The sequence below is a fragment of the Streptomyces sp. NBC_00212 genome, assembly GCF_045206365.1.
In the GTDB taxonomy this organism is placed as follows: domain Bacteria; phylum Actinomycetota; class Actinomycetes; order Streptomycetales; family Streptomycetaceae; genus Streptomyces.
Map to the genome: position 1 here is coordinate 131,770 of NZ_CP108116.1, position 19,589 is coordinate 151,358.

18 protein-coding genes and 2 pseudogenes are annotated in these 19,589 nt (G+C 67.2%); 9 read left to right on the plus strand and 11 right to left on the minus strand.

The genetic code is table 11. From position 1 onward, the window contains the following. Positions 1-135 precede the first annotated feature (135 nt). On the plus strand, positions 136-390 hold the full coding sequence (locus tag OHA17_RS40405; RefSeq protein WP_406510970.1) for a hypothetical protein: 255 nt from the start codon (positions 136-138) through the stop codon (positions 388-390). On the opposite strand, the pseudogene OHA17_RS40410 reads toward OHA17_RS40405, so the two are convergent. The 3 genes and pseudogenes from OHA17_RS40410 to OHA17_RS40420 all read right to left on the minus strand — a co-directional run bounded on the left by OHA17_RS40410 (position 385) and on the right by OHA17_RS40420 (position 3,799). Next, positions 385-1,454, minus strand: a pseudogene (locus tag OHA17_RS40410) (integrase core domain-containing protein). The gene OHA17_RS40405 and the pseudogene OHA17_RS40410 sit on opposite strands and share 6 nt — an antisense overlap. Before the next feature lie 66 nt (positions 1,455-1,520). Beyond that, a pseudogene (locus tag OHA17_RS40415) lies at positions 1,521-2,526 on the minus strand (IS256 family transposase); the annotation flags it as partial. A gap of 256 nt (positions 2,527-2,782) precedes the next feature. After that, entirely contained in the window at positions 2,783-3,799 is a 1,017-nt protein-coding gene (locus tag OHA17_RS40420) for a PhlD (RefSeq protein WP_406510971.1), read from the minus strand. A 137-nt stretch (positions 3,800-3,936) separates the two neighbouring features. Between OHA17_RS40420 and OHA17_RS40425 the strand changes: the two genes are divergently transcribed. Continuing rightward, entirely contained in the window at positions 3,937-4,080 is a 144-nt protein-coding gene (locus OHA17_RS40425; RefSeq protein ID WP_331721323.1) for a hypothetical protein, read from the plus strand. Between the two features lie 225 nt (positions 4,081-4,305). Here the strand turns inward: OHA17_RS40425 and OHA17_RS40430 are convergent, their stop codons facing one another. The 3 genes from OHA17_RS40430 to OHA17_RS40440 all read right to left on the minus strand — a co-directional run bounded on the left by OHA17_RS40430 (position 4,306) and on the right by OHA17_RS40440 (position 7,298). Continuing rightward, the gene (locus tag OHA17_RS40430) at positions 4,306-5,547 is read right to left on the minus strand and encodes a hypothetical protein (protein WP_331721324.1); all 1,242 of its coding nucleotides are present in this window, start codon (positions 5,545-5,547) and stop codon (positions 4,306-4,308) included. Positions 5,548-5,828: 281 nt separating this feature from the next. Beyond that, the gene (locus OHA17_RS40435; RefSeq protein WP_331721325.1) at positions 5,829-6,533 is read right to left on the minus strand and encodes a beta-ketoacyl-ACP reductase; all 705 of its coding nucleotides are present in this window, start codon (positions 6,531-6,533) and stop codon (positions 5,829-5,831) included. A 45-nt stretch (positions 6,534-6,578) separates the two neighbouring features. Further along, positions 6,579-7,298, minus strand: coding sequence for a helix-turn-helix domain-containing protein (locus tag OHA17_RS40440; RefSeq protein WP_406510996.1), 720 nt, complete (start codon positions 7,296-7,298; stop codon positions 6,579-6,581). Between the two features lie 248 nt (positions 7,299-7,546). Here OHA17_RS40440 and OHA17_RS40445 point away from each other — a divergent pair, with 248 nt between their 5' ends. Further along, the gene (locus OHA17_RS40445; protein ID WP_331721326.1) at positions 7,547-8,419 is read left to right on the plus strand and encodes a helix-turn-helix domain-containing protein; all 873 of its coding nucleotides are present in this window, start codon (positions 7,547-7,549) and stop codon (positions 8,417-8,419) included. A 65-nt stretch (positions 8,420-8,484) separates the two neighbouring features. Further along, on the plus strand, positions 8,485-9,456 hold the full coding sequence (locus OHA17_RS40450; protein WP_331721327.1) for an MBL fold metallo-hydrolase: 972 nt from the start codon (positions 8,485-8,487) through the stop codon (positions 9,454-9,456). A gap of 741 nt (positions 9,457-10,197) precedes the next feature. On the opposite strand, the gene OHA17_RS40455 is transcribed toward OHA17_RS40450, so the two are convergent. Further along, entirely contained in the window at positions 10,198-11,934 is a 1,737-nt protein-coding gene (locus OHA17_RS40455; RefSeq protein ID WP_406510997.1) for an immunity 49 family protein, read from the minus strand. 289 nt (positions 11,935-12,223) lie between these two features. Here OHA17_RS40455 and OHA17_RS40460 point away from each other — a divergent pair, with 289 nt between their 5' ends. From OHA17_RS40460 to OHA17_RS40480, 5 genes are all read left to right on the plus strand, one after another. Further along, positions 12,224-12,877 carry a transposase gene (locus OHA17_RS40460; protein WP_331721329.1) on the plus strand — a complete coding sequence of 218 codons (654 nt, stop codon included), beginning with the start codon at positions 12,224-12,226 and terminating at the stop codon, positions 12,875-12,877. 211 nt (positions 12,878-13,088) lie between these two features. Further along, positions 13,089-13,424: a hypothetical protein gene (locus OHA17_RS40465; RefSeq protein ID WP_406510972.1), complete on the plus strand. Its 336-nt coding sequence runs from the start codon at positions 13,089-13,091 to the stop codon at positions 13,422-13,424. Between the two features lie 280 nt (positions 13,425-13,704). Beyond that, complete coding sequence (locus OHA17_RS40470) at positions 13,705-14,115, plus strand: hypothetical protein (protein ID WP_406510973.1); 411 nt, start codon at positions 13,705-13,707, stop codon at positions 14,113-14,115. 294 nt (positions 14,116-14,409) lie between these two features. After that, on the plus strand, positions 14,410-15,267 hold the full coding sequence (locus OHA17_RS40475) for an IS4 family transposase (RefSeq protein WP_331721332.1): 858 nt from the start codon (positions 14,410-14,412) through the stop codon (positions 15,265-15,267). A 66-nt stretch (positions 15,268-15,333) separates the two neighbouring features. Beyond that, positions 15,334-16,502 (plus strand): IS3 family transposase gene (locus OHA17_RS40480; RefSeq protein ID WP_331721333.1). Its coding sequence is split into 2 segments (ribosomal slippage): positions 15,334-15,586 and positions 15,586-16,502, totalling 1,170 coding nucleotides; the frame shifts between segments, so codons are not numbered across the junction. On the opposite strand, the gene OHA17_RS40485 is transcribed toward OHA17_RS40480, so the two are convergent. From OHA17_RS40485 to OHA17_RS40500, 4 genes are all read right to left on the minus strand, one after another. Next, a complete protein-coding gene (locus OHA17_RS40485) occupies positions 16,445-16,825 on the minus strand; it encodes a peptidoglycan-binding domain-containing protein (RefSeq protein ID WP_331721334.1) in 381 nt (126 codons plus the stop codon). The genes OHA17_RS40480 and OHA17_RS40485 overlap by 58 nt on opposite strands. 408 nt (positions 16,826-17,233) lie before the next feature. Beyond that, entirely contained in the window at positions 17,234-17,935 is a 702-nt protein-coding gene (locus OHA17_RS40490; RefSeq protein WP_331721336.1) for a DUF6431 domain-containing protein, read from the minus strand. A 598-nt stretch (positions 17,936-18,533) separates the two neighbouring features. Continuing rightward, positions 18,534-19,043 carry a hypothetical protein gene (locus OHA17_RS40495; RefSeq protein ID WP_331721337.1) on the minus strand — a complete coding sequence of 170 codons (510 nt, stop codon included), beginning with the start codon at positions 19,041-19,043 and terminating at the stop codon, positions 18,534-18,536. Further along, positions 19,040-19,342 (minus strand): hypothetical protein, encoded by a 303-nt coding sequence (locus OHA17_RS40500; protein WP_331721338.1) that lies wholly within the window; start codon positions 19,340-19,342, stop codon positions 19,040-19,042. Before OHA17_RS40500 ends, OHA17_RS40495 begins: the two co-directional genes overlap by 4 nt. Positions 19,343-19,589: the final 247 nt, after the last annotated feature.

Genomic DNA, 19,589 nt, shown 5'->3' on the forward strand with positions numbered 1-19,589 from the left:
AGACGGCCGCTTCACCGGGTCGGAGAGCTGGCGGCTCGGCCCGCTGAACGGCCCGCCGGTCAAGATTCCCGACGGAGTAGATCATCGAGGTAGCGGGGTACTTCGAGGGCTCGCCAGGTGGGTAGGGTTCCGCCCATGACGGGGACCGGCGGGGAGCAAGTAGGCGGGCGCTACCGCCTGATGAAAGTGATAGGCCAGGGCGGCATGGGCCGGGTCTGGCTCGCCGAGGACGAGGTGCTGGGCCGCCAGGTAGCGGTCAAGCAAGTCCTGCTGGCACCCGAACTCGCGGCCGAGGAGCGCTCCCGACTCATCCGCCGCACCCGCATCGAGGCCCAGGCCACCGCCCGGCTGCGCCTGTACCGCTCGAAAAGTCATCGCTGCACGTCATGAGGCATATCGGTACTGGTTGATGGTGCCGCCGAGGACACGGGTTCGCAGGAGCCTGCGGCCATCGAGATCGGTAACGGTGGCGGGCTGGTCCGGGGCGTTGGGCGGACGTTGATCTCGGGCCTGGTGGGGCCGATGCCTGTTGTAGTGATCTTGATATTCGGCGAAGACTCGGCGGGCGTGGGCTTCGTTGACGACCAGGACGTGGTCGAGGGCTTCGCGTCGGATGGTGCCGATCACCCGCTCGCAGTGGGCGTTCATCCGGGGTGCTCGTGGGGCGCTGAGCAGGACGTCCATGTCCTCGGCCGTGAAGACGGCGTCGAAGGATTCGGTGTACTTGGCGTCGCGGTCGCGCAAGGCGAATCGCAGGGACTCCATGCGGGTCCCGAGGCCGGCGGCGAGATTGCGCGCCTGCTGGGTCGCCCATTGTCCTGTGGGGTGGGTGGTGACGCCGGTGATGTGTAGCCTGCGGGTTCCGTGTTCGAGGAACGCCATGGCGTACAGGCGTGTGCCGAGTACGGTGTCGACGTGGAAGAAGTCCGCAGCGATGATGCCCTCGACCTGGGCGGTCAGGAACTCCCGCCAGCTTGGTCCGGATCGGCGCGGGGCCGGGTCGATGCCGGCGGTGGTCAGGATCTGCCAGACCGTGGACGGTGCGATCGGATGCCCCAGCCGGGCGAGTTCACCCTGGATCCGGCGGTGGCCCCACTGCGGATTCTCGCGCGCCAGGCGCAGTACCAGCTTCTTGAGCGCGGCGGCTGTGGGTGGTCGACCGTTCCGCCTCCGACGGGCGGAGTAGTCCCACTTGCTGGCGAGCAGCCTGCGGTGCCGGGCGTGACGGGGAAGTTTTTCGCCCACCGACGGCGCGGGATCAGTGAGGACAGCGCGGAAAGCCAGAATCGGTCGGTGGTCTCGAAGCGGACCGGCCCCTTGAGCTGACGGCGCAGCACCGTGTTCTCATGTCGCAGCACCAGCAGCTCGGCGTCCTTGGCGGTATCCCGGCTCAGCAGGACCCCGGGTATGGACAGCAGGGTGCGGGCGGCGCGATACAGCCGCGACACCATCATCGCGACAGCATCCCAGCCACCGCCGACAGCCATGAACACCACTGCCCACCTGCGGCGATAACTTTTCGAGCGGTACAGGATCCAGTGCTCGGCCGGGAAGTCATAGAACGCCAGAAGCTCGTCCCGGTCGTCGGTGATCTTCGCCACAGCCTTGGGCCACTTGGTCCCGCAGGCCTTCGCGAATGCCTCGATCGCCTTCTCGGCATGGGTGCGGCTCTCAGCGTTGTAGATCTCCTGCATCGCCTTCGTTACGCCCGGCTGTGCTGACTTCGGCAGGCAGTTCGTGACATTCCGAGCTTTGTGAACCCAGCACCTTTGCTGCCGAGCAGCGGGAAACACCTCCGCCAGCGCCCGCCACAAGCCCATGGCTCCGTCACCGACCACCAGCTCGGGGTCGCGCATGCCGCGGCGGCGGCAGTCGCGCAACAGGTCGGCCCACGACTCGGTGGACTCCCGCAGCCCCTCCGCCAGCGCGATCAGCTCCTTCGCGCCGTCCAGCCTTACCCCGAGCAGGACCAGCAGGCAGGAGTGCGCCTGCCCGAGGCGGACCTTCGGGTGGACTCCGTCGGCCCAGACGTAAACGAAGTCGCGGTCGGACAGATCGCAGTCCTGGAAAGCAGTGTGGTCGTCCTGCCATTGCCGCGTCGCCGGGTCACGGCCGCCGGCGACAGGCCGGCCGTGCCGCCGAGGAACTGCTCCAGCGCGGGCACGAAGTCCCCGGAGGCCAGTCCGTGCAGGTAGAGCAGCGGCAGCACCTCGGAGATCTTCGGGGACTTGCGGCACCACGGTGGCAGGATCTTCGAGGAGAACCGCTTGCGCTCGCCGGAGGCCTCGTCGATGCGGCGGTCGTTCACCCGCGGGGCCCTGACCTCGAGAGGGCCGGCCGTGGTGACCATTTGCGGACCACCAGCCGTCGACCACGTTCGTCCGTCTCGACAGCCAACTCGGCTATGTACTGGTTGACTTCCGCCTCCAGCGCGGCAGCCAGCATGCGGCGGGCGCCTTCGCGCACGATCTCGTCGATCAGGGAGCCGGACTGGGTGGAGCAGTCGCCGATAACTACGCTGAGCACGGGGCGCGCCTTCCCGACCCGCCCTGCAACGCGGGCCTACTCGGTGACTATCAAGGGATCATTCGGGAAGGTACGCCCTCCGCGTCCCACCCGATCCACAAGTCCTGAGCATTGCTCACACCAAACGCAAGGAGCTGGTCACGCGGCATCTCGCCGGACGGCGCCTCGTAAGGCGTCTCGGGGGACGCGTACTCCTCCGTTTCCGGCGTCGTTGGACCTGGCGGCGTACGTCCGTGAGCTCGAGCGTCGCCGCCGGTCAGCTCGACCAGCGGCCGCGGACCGCCGCCAAGACGAAACTTGGGCCGAAGGCGATGATCAGGCCCGAGTCATCGGCGGCCGGCGGCTCGGCGAAGGTACGGGACAGCACATCCAGGACCGCCGAGCCGCCCAGGTTGCCGTTGACGGCCAGGCTCTCCCAGGCGTGCCGTAGGGCACCCCCCTCGCTCTCGTCCAGCCCGAGGCCGACGGCCGTATCGTCGAGGATGCGAGGGCCGCCGGGGTGCACAACCGCGAAGTCGAGCGGCTGGGCGTCGGCATCGAGCCATTTCCGCAAGGCGGGAAGGCAGTCGTTGAAGGCGGCGGTCGCCGCGCGGGTGGAGTCGAAGTGCAGTCCAGCGCCGCTCAGCCGGCCCCGATAGCGGTCGGCGCTGTCCGGCAGGACGTACTCGAAAGTGTCCTCAACGACGAAGCTCGGCCCGCCCCAGACCGGGCTCTCGGAGACGACCGCGGCGGCGGCACCATCCCCGAAAAGAACCTTGTAGACCATCGATTCGAGGCTCGTGTCCTCATGGTTGTACGTCGCCGCCGACAGACACTCCGAGGTCACGACCAAGACGTTCGCGCCGGGATGGGCGGCGATGTCCTGGTGCGCGCGGACCAGGCCCTGGCCCCCGCCCGCGCAGCCGACCGTTCCCATCGGGTGGCGCCGCACGTCGGGCCGCAGATCCAGCGCCCCGACCAGATGCACGTCGAGGGACGGCACGGTCCACGACGTGGTGTGGCTGGTGACGACCGCATCGATTTCCTCGGGCCGCAGCCGCGTCTCGGCCAGCGCTCGCCGCCCCGCCTCGACCGCGAGGCCCAACGCATCCTCGTAAGCCGCCCGATTGCGCTCCTCTACCAGAGCCTTTCCAGCCACAGTGGGGGCACCCAGCGGGCGGGTGAAACACCGGGTCCGCACAGTCGTCGCCCGGGCGACCCGCAACACGGCCTCCAGACGCGGAAGATCGGGATGGGCCCGGCGGATGTCGGCACAGATCTCGTCGGTCGTCACCACATTCCTCGGCAGAACGACACAGGGAGGTGCTATGTGAGCGGGCACGGACGATCTCCCCCAACGAATCGAAAATGGGCGGAATATTACAGTCCATCGATGATACGGCTCGATACCCAACCCGGGCTGCACAACGCGTGGTTGAGAGGCCGTTCCAAGCCGTCGTCGGTGGCGGCGGGCACGCCCGTCGCCACCTCCCACAAGGGCGCCGCCGCGAGTACTACGACGAGACCCACCTGGCCATCGCCGGCCTCGTCTCCGACCGCACCGCGATGCGGTGATCACTCACCAGCCAACCCGCCAGGCCGACACGACCCACCCGCAGTCGCGCACCGCGCCGTAGGAACAAGCTGAGCCTGATCGGCACGACGTTGACCCCCGGCTGCCTGCATCGCCCAGCTGTCTGGAGTTCCAGTCGAGCCCCGGCCGTCGCGGTCGGAGCGTGGCGTGCCCGGCCCGGGGCCATCCCCGAGGTACTCCACGCCGATGCGGCCGGGCCACGGGTATTACCGCGGGGCTCGCTCCCTTTCGTCGCAGGCTGCTTCCCACTCGGCGAAGGTCACGCACTGCTCGGCGGTGCACGCCCGTCTGGCGCGGTCGGCCTCGCGGAAGGACGCGAGGATCCGGTCGCGGATGACGAAGCCCGGTGGATCGGGCGGCGCCAGCTCTGCAGGGGCCCGCGCAGTGGGCAGAGAAGCCCGCAGCTGCTCCATGGCCTCCAGGAAGACCCGGTTGGGCGGCACTGTAACCAGCGACGGCTCCCTGTCGGGGACGTCGTCGAGTAGCGGATGGTGTTCGCGCTCGCGCCAGCGAGCCATGATCAGGGCGGCTGGCGAGGCCAATCGGCGTGTGACCCTCCACACCGAGAAGTCGGCAGCGATGTCGGCTGCGCTGTGGCCGGAGGCAACCCAGGGCCGCAGGGCGAAGGCGAGTCGGCGCAGGCCCTCGCCCTGGGTCCAGGGCACCCGGGGGCGGACCCATGCGGCGACGGACATCGCGTGAGCGGCCTGTTGGGGCTCTGCCCGGTAGGTCTCCGGTACGCAGATGGGATGGCTTTTCCGCGGACGCCCGCGCCGCCTGGAGGTGTTGTTCTTCTTCCCCTCTACCTCAGCTGTACGTCGTGGGTGGTTGGTCTTACAGGAAGGGGTGTCACGGCGCCGGGTGGACGGCCGGGCTCGGCGGCGGGCGTCCGCGATCGCGAGCTCGCGCCCGCGGACGGTGAAGCCGACGTGCCGGGCGTGGTAGCCGTGCCCGCTCAGGCGGTGCCCGAACGTTTCGTCCCAGGCCCGGGGGACGACTGCCGCATAGATGGTGGCGGTGCCTGCCCACTCGCCGCTTCCGGTGGGGCGGGTGTTGGTCCGTGAGCCGTGGACGGCCCAGACCAGGAGCCCGAGTTCGCGGAGCACAGCCATGTGGCGCTCAAGCGTGCGGCGGCTGATGTGCAGGCGTCTGAACATGGCGTCGCGGCAGTAGGCCACGTGTCCGTCGGCATTCAGGCGGGCGGACAGGTCCTGGGCAACGCGGAGTGTGGTGCCCGTCGCCTTCGGGTGAAGCCGGGCGGTGATGGCCCAGGCGGCCGCGCGTAGGAAGTCGGCGCGCCGGGTGCGGCGGGACGCAGTCGTGCCGAGCTCCTGCTGTGTGTGCTCGCGAATCAGGACGAACGCGTCCGGGGCTAATCGCTGTGGTCTGTCTGCGGTGCGTGGTGGCGTGGAAATCTCTTGGACCAACGCGCGGGCGTGCTGCATCATGAGTAGGCACGCCCCTCCTTTCGGGCATGCGACGGCCCCTAATCGATAGGGGCCGGGTTCTTCGGGAACCAAGTGATCCGCCCTGGCAGGGGCGGTGTTGCCCGGTCGTGGACCGGGTTCTTCACCGGCGAGCTGGACACTCGTGCGGTGGTGGCAGTGGGCGGCGGGGCAGTCCGAAGTGCTGGACACACCGAGGGCTTGCCGCCGCTGGGCAGATCGCTGGGACTGCCCGCTTCAGGTCATCTGCGCATGAACCTCCGGGGGTTGCCGGGTCAGCAGTGTCAGTGGCCCATGCCTGCTCCGCCGTCGACCGGGACGACGGCACCGGTGATGTAGGAGGCGGCGTCGGACGCCAGGAAGGCAACGGCCGCCGCGATCTCCTCCGGACGTGCGAGGCGGCCGAGGGGAATCTGGCTCTTGAGGTTCTCGCGCTGCTCCTCGCTCAGCTGTTCGCTCATCGCAGTCTCGGTGAGCCCGGGGGCGACCAGGTTGAATGTGATGCCGCGCGAGCCCAGTTCGCGGGCCATGGAACGGGCGAAGCCGACGAGACCGGCCTTGGAGGCGGCGTAGTTGGCCTGGCCGCTCTCGCCGCGCAGGGCAACGGCAGAGGAGACCAGGACGACGCGGCCCTTCTTGGCGCGGAGCATGCCGCGCGAAGCTCGCTTGGCGAGGCGGAAGGCGCCCGTGAGGTTGGTGTCGAGAACGGTGGTGAAGTCGTCCTCGCTCATGCGCATCAGCAGCTGGTCCTTGGTGATGCCGGCATTGGCGATGAGGACCTCGACGGGGCCGTGCTGATTCTCGACCTGCTTGAAGGCTTGGTCGACTTGCTCGCTGTCGGTGACGTCGCATCGCACGGCAAACAGGCCCTCGGGCGGCTCGCCCGAGCGGTAGGTGACGGCGACGCGGTCACCGGCGTCGGCGAATCGACGGGCGATGGCCAGGCCTATGCCGCGGTTGCCGCCGGTGATCAGAACTGAACGGGACACGAAGTGGCGCCTTTCTCTTGCTTGGTGGGGGGCTGTGCAGTCAATTCAGCCCGCTCTGCGAGTTCCCGAGCGGGTCAGGTGCCCGCTCATTGCGGCCGCGGTGTCCATCACTGCGGCGATGTACCGCGTGCGGGTGGAGTCTCTTCGCATCTGGCCCTCGCTGGCCAGCAGCGTGACCGAGCCAGCGATAGCCGATCCGTACCAGAAGGGGGCCGCAACCATGGCCCAGCCCGGCAGGGGGGAAGGTCCCACTGCGTGACCTTCCTCACGGATGCGTGAAACATCGCTCCTGGTGCCGGTCGCGGAACCAAGACACGCAAGGATCGCTAGGCCCGCTGCGTCGGCTTCCAGCGGCGCCGACTCAAGGGCTTGCAGTGCTTGCTGAGGCGCCGTGAATAGCTCTTCGCCGTGCGCACCGTATGCCCGTTCCACACAGGTTCTCCTCGGAGTACCGATCAAATGCGGACGGTAAACGAATGCGATCTGACCAGTCCTCGACTGTAGTGTGACCAGCTCAGCCCTCACGGTAGGTGAGGGTGTGTCAGCCGCCTGAGGCGGGACGGTCGCAAGAGCATGGGGGGCACGGTGCAGCGCGTCGACCAGCGCGTACGCAGCGCGTGGCCCTCGCTGTTCAACGGCACCGTCCCGCACCAGGGCCTGCAGATATCGGTGAACAGTCGCAGCGGGAAGCTCTGCGGCATCCGCGATCGCGGCAAGAGGTTGTTCAGCGGGGCCGAGCCGGATCAAGGCACGGAGCACTGCCATGGTGCGCGCCACGGTGCCGACGGTGCGGTCGGACGACGCAACAACAGGGTGCAGCAACGCGAATTCCCCCTCGCGGTAGAGGACCTTCGCGTCTCCCACAACGCGCGTTCGATCCAGTGGTTGATTGTTCCTGGTCAAGATCTCGCTCACCAGGCTCTGAGTTTTCCGGTCCGCGAATTTCAGGAACAGTCGCTTCTGGTAATTCGCCGCGGCGGGCCGCGTACGAGACGACGGGGAGGAGTTGAGGGATGAACAACAAGGATGCGTTGCAGCAGTTGCTGCAGTGGAAGCGCGGGCAGATAGACCCGTCGGAGTTCGGCATACCCAAGCGCACCGGACGGGGCCGCCGTTCACTGGGGCTCTCGCAGGCGCAGGTGGCACAGGCCTTGTTCGTGACGGAGCGCTGGTATGGCCTCCTCGAGCGAGGAGAGATGCCGGCGCCCAGCCAGGATTTCCTCGACGCCGTGGCTCAGGTGCTGCGCATGGAGGAGCGGGAGCGCACCGCGCTTTACGTCTACGCGCTCGGGTACGAGCCGCCGATCCCCATGGACCCGACGTCAGGGACGAATGTGGGGCCGGCGTGGCAGAGGGCTGTCAGCCAGGTGACTGGGCAGCCCTGTTACATCAACGATGTGGCGTGGAATGTCCTGGCCGCCAACCAGGACTTCATCTCGATGTTCCCCCAAGTGGAGGGGCAGACCCCACTCCTGCCCGAACAGAACCTGATCCGTTGGATGCTGCTGCGAGAGGATTCACGCGAGCACCACCTGGTCGACTGGGAGAAGCAATGGGCGGTGCCCGTGGCGGCCCAGTTGCGCACTGCAGTGGTGGCTCATCCCGGCAATGCGGACCTCCAGCAGCTCGACAAGGACGTCAACGAGGATCCGGTGGCAGGGCCGATCTACCGTAACCGCAGCCTCGCGTACGTCCATCCCGATGGTGACACCCGCATCATGCGTCATGCGGGCTTCACCGTCGGGCCAGGAGGTTTTGACGAGCGGGACCGGTGCTGCGAGCGGCATGCTCCCTCTCAGCGGGGCAAGGTCACGATGTGTGCCGCTCAGCCGTTCCTCAGCCCGGGGGCCCGGTTCTTCTTGCTGGTGTTCGAGCCCACGCTCTGAGGGTTTGGTCCGGCCCGGCGGACGCGATTTCCGCCAGGCCGCCCACTCGCGCACAATGCATTGCCATGACGCTTGCATCTGACTTGCAACAGATCGCCCCCGGAGTTTTTGCGTGGTGGCCCGGACAGGACGGGGTATGGGGGCTGGCCAACTGCGGCCTGATCGCCTCCCAAGGTGAGGCGCTGTTGATTGACACCCCCTACACACCGGCCCTGACAGACAACTTCCTCGCTGCTGCTCGCGCAGCGGCCGGTCACGCGGCGCTGACCCGGGTGGCCGTTACCCACGCCAATGGCGACCACACCTGGGGCCTGCAGCAACTGCCCGACGCCGAGGTCATCGCGACCCATGCCGCTCTGGAGCATCAGTGCCTTGAGCCAACCCCCCAGCAGCTCACCGCGCTTGGCCGCGACACCGACCCTGACCAACCTCTGGGCCGGTACTTCAGGCAGCACTTCGGCCAGTTCGACTTCTCGGACATACGAGTCGTTTCCCCGACCACCACGTTCACTGGTCGACTCGACTTGCAGGTCGGCTCCATACCCGTGGTGCTGCACGAGGTCGGCCCGGCACACACCGTCGGTGACCTGATCGTCCACCTGCCCGAGCAGCGCGTGGTGTTCGCCGGTGACATCGCCTTCGCCGGCGATCACCCCCCGCACTGGGCCGGCCCGCTCGAGCGGATATCCGAGGCCTGTGAGCGGATCCTGGCGCTCGACCCGGAGTGGATCGTGCCCGGCCACGGCCCGCTCATGACCCCCGACGCCCTGCGGGAGTACATCGCCTACCTCGACGACCTCTCCGATCACGCGGACGTGATGCACGCCCAGGGCCGGACCTCGATCGAGGCCGTCCACATTCTGCTCAAGGAAGGCCGCTACCCCGGTCTGGGCCTGCCGGAGCGGCTCGCGATCACTCTCGGCACCGAATTCCGCCATCTCGACAGGGACTCCACCGCCCCTGACATGGTGACGTTGGTTAGTCAGGCGGCACGCATCGCATGGGATCTCGCGGCGGCCGACTCACCGACACGCTGAGGCAGCACATCCCGCTGTCGCATGTCCTTCTATTCCGGCCAGCGGAACAACGGCCGCGCACTCGTTCCGATCATTGAAATAAGAACTGGCTTGGGGCCGTTCCGGGTTGCCCTGCGGCCCGTCGCACGATGGAGTACGGCAGTCGGCGGCGCTGTGCAAGAACGGGGGAGCGCCGCCCATGCACCGAGGGCCCTCCCACGCCCGATGACGTGCGCGGTCGAGCAGCACGCCTTGCGTTGCTGGACTCGATTCCGGATGCCGCCGCCGGCCCCCCGGCGGCGGCATCCGCTCGCAACCGCCCCTCATCCCAGGAAAGAAGCCATGGCTCACCGTTCCGTTGCCCTACACCGCGGGCGGAGGAGTGCGCGGGCAGCTTGATGCTCGTGCTCCACCGGGTGCCGTCGAAGATGGAGTGCCACAGCAAGTGGTCGCTGACCCTTGAAGACGCAGTGGAGCTTGCCGTTGAAGACCGCCAGCGCGGGGCGTCGCTGCTGGCCTCGTCCATCTTGACCTCGACGGTTCAGCCCGTGTCCGGGTCGTAGGAGGTGTAACAGAGCTGGACATCTCCGCCGGTTCCACTGCGTACTGCACCGGCCGAGCGGCCTCTCACACAGTCGCCCTGCTCGAACTCGCACTGGACCGCTTGCTATACCCCGCACGCCTCTTCGAGCAGTTGCGGCGCCCGCCGGGCCGCTGACGTCGCGGTCCTTTCTGCGGGCGCCGCATCCGGCTATGCCGTTCCTAGAAGGGTTCGGCAGCTCGCAGGAGATCCTGCGGGAGGTAGGGGGATGCGACGCGGATCGCCCAGCCGCGGCGGCGGGCGTGGCAGGCCAGGGCGAGGATGTCGAGGTTGACGGAGGCGTCCGGGTCGTCGGCGCGGTCGGCGACCTGGTAGTAGTCGCGGTGCGCTTCGAGCGCGTCGGCCAGTGCCAGATTGAAACTCTCCTCGTCGCCCTCCACCAGCTGCGACAGCAGCACGGCCGGCGGCATGGCGAAGCCCCAGTCCCTGGCCCTCTCGTTCTGTTCCAGGGCCCGCTGCGCGGCCGCTTCCGGATCGGCGCCCTTCAGGTAGGCGTGGAGGGCTTCGCGGTACGCGCTGAAGGCGGAGCCGTCCGGGCGGGCGAAGACGGGGCCGGTGAGGACGAGCGGGGCGAGGTCCTCACGTGCACCGGTGATCAGGGCGAAGGCGACGGCCCGCTGCCAGTTCCCGGCGCCGATCACCTCGCCCCGCTCGGCCGGGTAAGACAGTGTGCGTCCCTCGACGCTGACCTCGGCCCGGGTGCCCGGCTCCGCGAGGCCGATGCGGAACGCGGCCGCGCCCAGCTGCGAGGCCAGCATGAGGGTCGCGAGCTGCGCGTCCGTGACACCGCTGGGGTTACCCGCGCGCCACTTGAAGAGGCGCTCCTGGTCCGCCATGACGTCGCGGAGACGCCAGACGGCGAGCGGTTCCCCCTCGGCGGGGGTGAGCGCCTCCTTCAGGGATTCCTCGTACATGGCCGTGACCCGTGCGTCCACGATCCGCTCGCAGGCGGGCCGTTCCACCACCAGCGGGCCCGCGGCGAGCGCGGCGACCGCATCCGGTCGCCGGCTGCGGCCGAACCCGGCGACCCGCGGGCCGCGTGTCTCGAAGCCGGTGACCAGCGCGTGCGGCAGGTACGCGGTGCGGACGGCGGGCGTCCAGCCCAGCCTCCGGTAGGCGAACGCGGCCAGGGCGATGGGGACGAGCGGCAGAAGGGTCCTGGGGGAGGTTGCCGGGCCGTGCGCGGCGGCGTACCTGACCAGGAGGTCGGCCAGCGCGGCGTCGAAAACCTCCCGGTCCTCGGCGGCCAGGGCACGCAGCGTGCGCAGCGCGGCGCTGTCCGGCCGGTCCAGGAGGGGCTCGCCGCTCTCCTGGGCGCGGGCACGGACGCGGTCCAGAGCGGCGTCGACGGCGGTGAGCTTGGCCTGCGCGCTCGGCGGGTACTCCTCGTCGTCGCCGGTGTCGCCCAGGACCACGGCCATCAGCCCCGTGGCGAGCTCCCCGGCGGGCGTCCCCTGCACACGTGCGGCGAACTCCTCCCGGGCGAAGTGGAAGGCCTCGCCGTGAAACGTGGCCTTGTCCCGCAGGACCGCCAGGCACAGCGCGTCGATCCACTCCCCGGGCGGGACGCTCTCCTCGGGGCCGTCCTCACCCGGGTCGTAGGTCATGCCGAAGTTCACGTAGTGCAGGAACACCTGGAAGCTGCAGTGCGGGTGGTACGCGGCGTAGGCGACGGCGCCGGCCGCGGCCTCCGAAGCGTCCTTCAGCGCGGCCCGAGCCTCCGCCGTACCGAGGTCGGGTATCTCGACGGAGAGCGCTCCCAGGTAGTCGAGGAACTCCTCGGCGATCAACTGCCATTCGTAGGTGGCGATGCGTCCGGCCTTCGACATGGAGTGCACCTGGCTCCCGATGCGGTTGGTGAAGTCCTCACGGGCCGCCGACACGGCGGCCCCGCCCACCTGGTGACGCTCTATTCGCACTGCCCTACTCCTTGATCGAACATCCACGACAGCCTAGGCGCGGGGTCTGACATTGATACTCGTAGCGGGTTCCGGTGTCGTGACTCTGGGTCTGACTGACGTCCTGCTGGGCTGTCCTGCGGCTGTTCTGTCCGGCTGCCGGGACCCGTTCTCCATGGCTCCGGCTAGGTGGAACATGACCTGATTGGAGCTTGGCCAGAGGCCCCTCAATGTCCTGTCTGACCCGCCCGGCTGGCGTCACCGCAGACCCGGGAAGGCAGTTGACAGGATGACAGTGACGATCGCGCCCGCTCCCGAACTGGATGCAGTGTTCGGCGGAGTGGACTCCCACGCGGACACGATCCACGTCGCTGTCATCACCGACCGGGGCGGCCACGTCGCCGACGCCGAGTTCCCCACGACGACCGCCGGATACGCTGCGGCGACGGCGTTCCTGAACGCCCACGGCCCGGTGACCGCCGTCGGCGTCGAGGGGACCTCCTCCTACGGCCTGGGGTTCACCCGTGCCGCCCGACACTCGGGCCTCACCGTGGTCGAGGTCAACCGGCCCGACAAGGCCGAGCGTCGCCGGATCGGCAAGTCCGATCCCATCGACGCCTGCGCAGCCGCGCGGGCCGCGCTGTCCGGCCGGGCCTCGGTCATCCCCAAGGACGACACCGTCAGCGGCATATGTGCCCTCCATAACGCCGCACGGTCCGCCGTCAAAGCCCGTACCGCCACGTTGAACCAGATCGCGCACATCCTCATCACCGCCCCGGACGACATCCGCGTCAAGTACACCGCCCTGCGCGGCAAGACGCAGGTCGACGCCATCTCCCGGCTCCGTCCCACGGGCGATGGAACGCCTCGGCCGCACAGCATCGGATTTCCGGGCCTCGAACGCGCTGTAGGGTTGCCGACCCGGTCTTCGCCGAACTGGTAGTTCCACTGCCTCGGGGGTAACGCACCAACCGTGCGACCTGCGTGACTTCGAGGTGAAGCACCGGCCGCAGGGTGGTTACAGTGGCTTCATGTCGAACGAATATCCACCTCAGCCACCCCCGTACCCCGCGCAGTACCCGTCGTCTTACGGAGCTCCGTTCACTGCTCCCTCGGCTCCCATATCCATGCCGGGCAGTGTCCGTGCTGCGCAGGTGACCATCTTCGCGATGATGGGGCTCTGCCTGCTGATGTCGGTCCTGGTGGGCATGGCCCAGAGCACGCAGGCTGCGGGCGCCACCTTCGGACAGAACTTCATGGGCTGCGTGCTGTTCGTCCTCGCGTTCCGCTACCGAACGGCGGGAAACGGTGTGCGGATAACGTCCATTGTGCTGGCGAGCGTGCAGATCGTCCTGGCGCTGAGCGGGACGGCCCGGGGAATCCAGGGCGGCGTCTTCGCCGTCATCGGCGCGATTACCGTGGTGGTGCTGCTCAGCCAGCGCACGGCCAGCGCCTGGTTCAAACGAACCGTGCGCCCCGAAGTCTCTTGAGAAGAGTGGGAATCACCAAGGAGCTTCGACTGATGCCGAAGGTGTAGGACCCGAGCCAGTGCGACAGGGCTCGTTCCCGCCTCAGCGTGCATCGTGAGTTTCGCGGGGTGCGGGAGCTCGGGGAATGGCCCAAGGATCCTTGTTCCATCCGGGGGTTACAGGCTGGGGAATGTTGGTCGGGTGCATGCGAATGAACCTTGATGATGCCTCGTCATGAGCACTCCCGCCGACGGGTTGGCACAACCGCGAGTGGCTCGGGCTCTTGCGGATCAAGGGAGACGTGATCGTCCTGCAGATGAAGTGGGACGACGGGGTCCGTTCCCCGGCCGAACTCACCTCGCGCGAGGTCGAACTGACTGACGACTACCCCGAAGCTGTCGAAGAGCTCTTGGCCGCCAAGACCGAACACAGCGAACCCCGTCCGGTGGAAGGGGCGGCTCCGGGGCCTGCCGGAAGGGTCGTCGACCTATGGCCGCGCTCAATGCGTCGGTTGAGGCGGCAAAGGCTCAACCGTGGCGAGAGCACCCAGGGCGCCGTGGTGCACGACCTGCCGAAGAAGCGGGCGGCGAAGACCGCGGCTACCAAGATCGCCGCGACTGACAAAGACGACCGCCACGAAGACGACTGGTCGCAAGCCGCGCTCGGCATAGGCCAGAGACTTCGCGGCCACCGTGTGGAAACGATCACCTGAGCCCGCCACTCTCGCTACACGTCAGCTTGGTCTCAAGGCGAGTCGAGGCAAGAGTTGTCGCGCAATGTGTACGGCCCGGGGGCCGACGCCAGCACAGGCCCCGCTTCAGACCGGCAACAAGGGGCGCGATCACGGGCATTTGAGCGACAGCATCCGGAGCCGGCGTTCCGTCACCGGCGAGTTGCCAGCCACCCGCCCCGGACACCGCCACTCTAATGGCCCACGCCCCGTCCCCTCCCGGGCGGGGAGCAGCAATGCCGTTGCTTTTGGGACGTGCGTGGTGTTGGGCCATGCGTGTTGGTGTCGCGTCTGGAGCGGCTGGGGTTGGGCATCCTGACCCGGCCGTGTCCTGCTGAGCTGGTGGACCGGGTCGTTGCCGAGGCCGGGTGCGTGGAGAAGCGCCGGCGTGTGCTGTCGGCCCGGTTCACGGTGTACTTCGTGCTCGCACTGTGCCTGTTTCCGCAGGCTGACTACCTGGAGGTCTTGCGGCTGGTGAAGGCCGGCGAGCCGATACTTCGGCCGTGGGCCGGAGTGAACAAGTCATCTCTGACTCGGGCGAGGCAGCGGCTGGGCTGGCCGGTGATGCGAGAGCTGTTCCGGGCCGTGGCCCGGCCGCTGGGCCGGAGCACGGAACTCTTCCACGGGCTGCGGGTCCTGGCCCTGGACGGGATGCTGCTGGCCGTCCCCGACTCGGCCCACAACCGGGAGACGTTCGGCAAGTCCGGCTCGCAACGTAGTCCGATGGGCTATCCGCAAGCCCGGGTGGTCGCGGTCACGGAGTGCTCGTCGCACGCGGTACTGGACGCGGTGATCGGCGGCTGGAAAGACTCCGAGCGGATCGTGTCCGACGAACTGGAGGCCCATATCGGGGCCGGGACGCTGGTCTTGGCCGACCGAGGACTATGGGGCCTGGCCCGCTGGCACCGCTTCCGCGACCGGGGCGCCCACTTACTGTGGAGAATCGAGCGCCGGGCCGCCCGCAGGGTCCAGGACGTCCTGCCGGACGGGAGCTACCTGGCCCTGATCCAGGCGAACAAGCACGCCAAGGCCGCCGGAACCGTCAAAGCTCCACCCGCGCTGGTGAGGGTGATCGAGTATCGCGTCGACGGCCAGGAGGACGTGATCCGGCTTGTCACCAGCCTGACGGACTGAGCCGCCCCGAAGTTCTCGGACAGTGGTCCCCGATAGGATCATGGTCAGGAACGGCGGAGAGAGTACGTGGCACCAAAGCGTAGGAAGTTCAGTCCTGAATTCAGGGACGAGGCAGTCAAGATGGTGATCGTGGAGTCCCGGCCGATAGCCGAGGTCGCGCGGGAAATCCAGGTGAACGAGGGAACTCTGGGTACCTGGGTCAGCCGCTACCGGCAGGAGCACGTCGGCGAGGAACCGCCCCTCAACATCAGCGAACGTGCTCGCCTGCGTGAGCTGGAACGCGAGAACCGTGAACTGCGGATGAAGACCGAGTTTTTGGGAAAAGCGGCAGCCTTCTTCGCCCAGGAATACCGGTGACGGAGAAGTACGAGTTCATCGACGGTGAGTCCGACAATTTCTCCATACAGCGTATGTGCGCCTGGGCGGGTGTATCCACGTCCGGTTTCTATCACTGGCGTTCGCGGCCGTTGTCGGCAACCGCCGAGCGCCGAGCGGAGCTCAAGGCGATCATCCAGCAGGTGTTCGCCGACTCGCACGAAACCTATGGATACCGGCGCGTCCACGCAGCCCTGGAGAGGATGAACGTGCAGGCTGGGGCGGAGCTGGTCCGCGCTCTCATGCGCGAACTGGGTCTGGTGCCATGCCAGCCACGCCCGTGGCGGATCACCACCATCGCCGACGAAGCGGCGCCGGCCACGCCCGACTTGATGGCTCGCGACTTCACCGCGGATGCACCGGGACGTAAACTGGTCAGCGATATCACGTATGTTCACACCTGGGCTGGGTTTCTGTATCTCGCGACGGTCATTGACTGTCACACTAAGGCCGTGGTCGGCTGGGCGATGGCTGACCACATGAAGACGTCGCTCATATCGGACGCACTCGACATGACGGCACGGAACATCGACCTCGCCGACGGCTGCATATTTCATTCGGATCGCGGCAGTCAATACACTTCCCGAGAACTCCGGGCGAAACTCGGTTCGTTGGGGCTCAGAGCCTCCGTCGGCCGTACCGGAGTCTGCTGGGACAATGCCATGGCCGAATCATTTTTCGGGGCCCTGAAGAATGAGCTTGTACATCGAACGTCGTTCCCGACGCGCGCGCACGCTCGCCAGGCAATCGTCCGATACATCGAGATGTTCTACAATCACAAACGCCTCCACTCCGGCCTCGGCTACCGAACCCCCGCAGAAGTGCACGCCGAGTACGAAGAGTTGCAGGCCGCAGCATAGAAACCCCTCAACGCCACTGTCCGAGGAACGCAGGGCGGCTCATTGTCCAGGAAAAGAGAGCCGGTCTGCGGGCCGACGACGCCGTCCGGGCTCGCGCCCAGGTCCTGCTGGAACCACTTGACGGTGGCTTCGGTCTTTGCCCCCCACTGGCTGTCTTCGTCGAGGATGCCGTAGGGCGGCGCGCTGCTGATTTTGCCGCTCCGTATGAAGAAGTTCAGGTTGTGCTGGACGCACCACACCCCTGCACCGGAGGTGGTAGGGCCATAGCCGATTTTGGCGACGCCCTGCTGGGCGCTGGCGGTACCGGCTGTCGGCGAACACACCGGTAAGGCTGAGCGCTGCAGCGCCAAGCGTGAGACCGAGTCTCTTGCGCATCTTCATGCTGCAGGTGATCCTCTCCGTGCCCAGGGAGGCATACGTCGAAGCGGCGCTTCAACGCTCGTTGAGCTTGGCCCGCGGCCGGCAAGTTGACCAATAGTCTCCCGTCACCGTTGCAACGCGACGAGCGCGACAAAGGCGGCCGTCGGCCTGCTCGATGCTGTCGGCGAGGAACGGGCCGGAGAGATGAACAAAGGGCCCGCTTTGAGGAAACTCGGGAGGGGTGCGCTGGGGCACGAGCGTGGGCTGGGATGAAGGTGTCTGCTGGGAGGCGAGGGTGGGCGTCTGTTGCCCGACGCTCACGGTGAGCACGAGGACGACGTTCACCGTGGGTACGTAGAGGCGGCCTTCGTTCACTCGGCGGGGTGACGTGTCGTCATCACGGTGTCGGCTCCGTGTGCTTGCTGTCGCGGGTTGTTCACGCGGGCGTGAGGAGCCGGCCGCCGGTGATCAAGACGACGGCGCCCCACGGATCGGTGGAGGCCCATGAGGTGTGCTGCTCCTGGGCGACGCGGGCGGCCTCCCCCCAGGACGTCGAGGGCCTCGGCCAGCTCGGTGGCCCGGGGCTGGAACGGTCCGGCGTCCGGGGTGAGTCGGTAGGCGTATATCATGCCGTGGCGGCTCCAGAACGCGGCGCGTGCTCTCGCGCGGCGGAGCCAGCCGCGGACGGTCGTCGCTGGCCGGTGCCGCCGCTCGGCGATGCGGCGGTGGCCGTGCCCGGCGACCTGGTCCAGGAGAGCAGCGGCGATGGTGTGCACGCTGTCCACGCGCCTGAGCAGGCAGTACGGCGGCAGCAGCACGTGTGTGGTGCGGCAGGAGGGGCAGCGGGCCCGCCTCGGCCGCAGCCGCCGGAGGCCGCCTTCGGGCAGCCGGATCGTGCGCTCCCGGGCGTAGCCCCACGGACGCAGGGACGCGTCGCAGGCCGGACACGACGGCATCACACTCGTCTCGGACTCCGCCACGACGATCACGAACAGGTGCCTCCCGCATCCCACCAGCGTCGCCACGACCATCGCCGCCCGCGCCAGGAGCAACTCGTGTTGCTGGCTCCCCATGCGGTCGATCATCCAGTCCGCACAGGTACCCACCTCACCCGAACGAAGACCGGCGACACGACGTCGACGACGCACAGCACGACCGAGAAGGGCGGTCTGGGGTAGGCCGGTTGATGTGCACGGTGTCGTCGCGCACGAACGTCAACATGACGCACTCTGGCCGTGGCCACCATGAACGTCGCCAACCTCCGAGCACGTACTCATGCTGAGCGTCGCCCAACACAGTTGGCAGGACTCACCCCGCGCGGCATAGGTGAGCGTCGCCGGCATAAGTAACGGGGTCCTTGAACTCATCCTGAACGTACACGACTTCGGGCGAAGGGCGAATTGCGTTCCCCATCCTGGAGGCAGGCTGGCACACAGTAAAGCCAGGCTGATAGCGAAACCTCGGCCGGGATTTACTCCGGCCGAGGTTGCTTTTTCCTGTCAGTGGTTTGGCTTTTTCCTTTTCCTTGCGAGCCGAGCGGAACTCACCCTTCAAGTGCCGCGATTACGCGACGCCTGAAGGTCGACTATAGCGCGGCATTGACCGGGGGTATGGTGCGCCATCTGGCCCGTCTAAATATGGATCCGGGCAGAGATTTCCACCAAGCCCTGTTTACAGGAATCTCGGGTCTACGATATCCAGACCCCAGATGTCGCCATTTCCAGGATATGTGCCGCGTTCGGATGATGCGTCATCGATCACGGTGACAGAGACTCCTGTATTTCTTGATCGGTACGTTCTATATCCTCGCGTGACGGTTGGCGAGTCGAACGGCAGACACCCGACAAGGCCGTGGAGCGCCTCCGCTACATCCGTCCATTTCGTGTACGGTGCGAGATTGATGCCCGTCAGCCCCCTGACCCTGGCCGCAAGGTCGGGCATGGAGGCGAGTCGGTGGATTTCCAGGGTGATGGACCGGCAGGTCCAGTCCGACTCATCGCTGAAGGCGGCCTCGAAGAGGCCATAATCTCGCCGCAGCGTTCTTGCGCCGCGACGACCTTGAAGCTCATCGAAGTATTCGAGAGCGATCTTCTTCTCGGCCTCGGCCAGCTTCGCTCCGATAGAGAAGTCGAACAGTGAGCCCGTTTCGACCGCCCTCGCAATGAATTCGGGTCCGTTCATCCCATCTTCTCCAGTGTGTTAATTAGGCGGCTCATTTCAGCCGCCCGATTCTTTTCGTTTCCCCAGTTGTGTTTGTTCATCTCGGCCATTGCGGCACTGGCCTTCTCGACCAGGTCCTGGCGGAGTTCGCGGCTGCTGTTGAGTGTGTTGAGGACCTTCTGAACGCTCTTGTCGGAAGCCCAACCGCTGCTCATTCGGAGCGGCTTAGCTCCCAGCCCACCAGACTCGTTAGCGAACACGCGAACCTCGTCTGCACCGAAGTGCAGATGCGCGCCCTTCGTGGCCCAGTCCGAGGCCATGGGTGACACGCGGACTCCGCAAACCTCATTGTGGACCAGGACCGGAGTATGCCCCGCGAACACATAGTAGGTGTGCAGGCGGTCAACGGTATCTCTGTACTTGGTGGAGCACTCACAGGGGTACGTCGACAAAGGATGGCTCGGCGAGGTGGAGGGGCTTCAAGTCAGCCTGGTTGGCGCCGAAGACAAACTTGCTCAGATGGACCGACGGGCTTCCGGCGGCACGGCGATCAACCTCGGCATGCCG

Coding starts and splice junctions, on each gene's coding strand:
- OHA17_RS40460 (WP_331721329.1), top strand. CDS start 12,224: ATGACAGTGACGATCGCGCCCGCTCCCGAACTGGATGCAGTGTTCGGC.
- OHA17_RS40495 (WP_331721337.1), bottom strand. CDS start 19,043: ATGAACGGACCCGAATTCATTGCGAGGGCGGTCGAAACGGGCTCACTG.
- OHA17_RS40500 (WP_331721338.1), bottom strand. CDS start 19,342: ATGGCCTCGGACTGGGCCACGAAGGGCGCGCATCTGCACTTCGGTGCA.
- OHA17_RS40430 (WP_331721324.1), bottom strand. CDS start 5,547: ATGATGCAGCACGCCCGCGCGTTGGTCCAAGAGATTTCCACGCCACCA.
- OHA17_RS40490 (WP_331721336.1), bottom strand. CDS start 17,935: ATGGGGAGCCAGCAACACGAGTTGCTCCTGGCGCGGGCGGCGATGGTC.
- OHA17_RS40445 (WP_331721326.1), top strand. CDS start 7,547: ATGAACAACAAGGATGCGTTGCAGCAGTTGCTGCAGTGGAAGCGCGGG.
- OHA17_RS40440 (WP_406510996.1), bottom strand. CDS start 7,298: ATGGCAGTGCTCCGTGCCTTGATCCGGCTCGGCCCCGCTGAACAACCT.
- OHA17_RS40405 (WP_406510970.1), top strand. CDS start 136: ATGACGGGGACCGGCGGGGAGCAAGTAGGCGGGCGCTACCGCCTGATG.
- OHA17_RS40450 (WP_331721327.1), top strand. CDS start 8,485: ATGACGCTTGCATCTGACTTGCAACAGATCGCCCCCGGAGTTTTTGCG.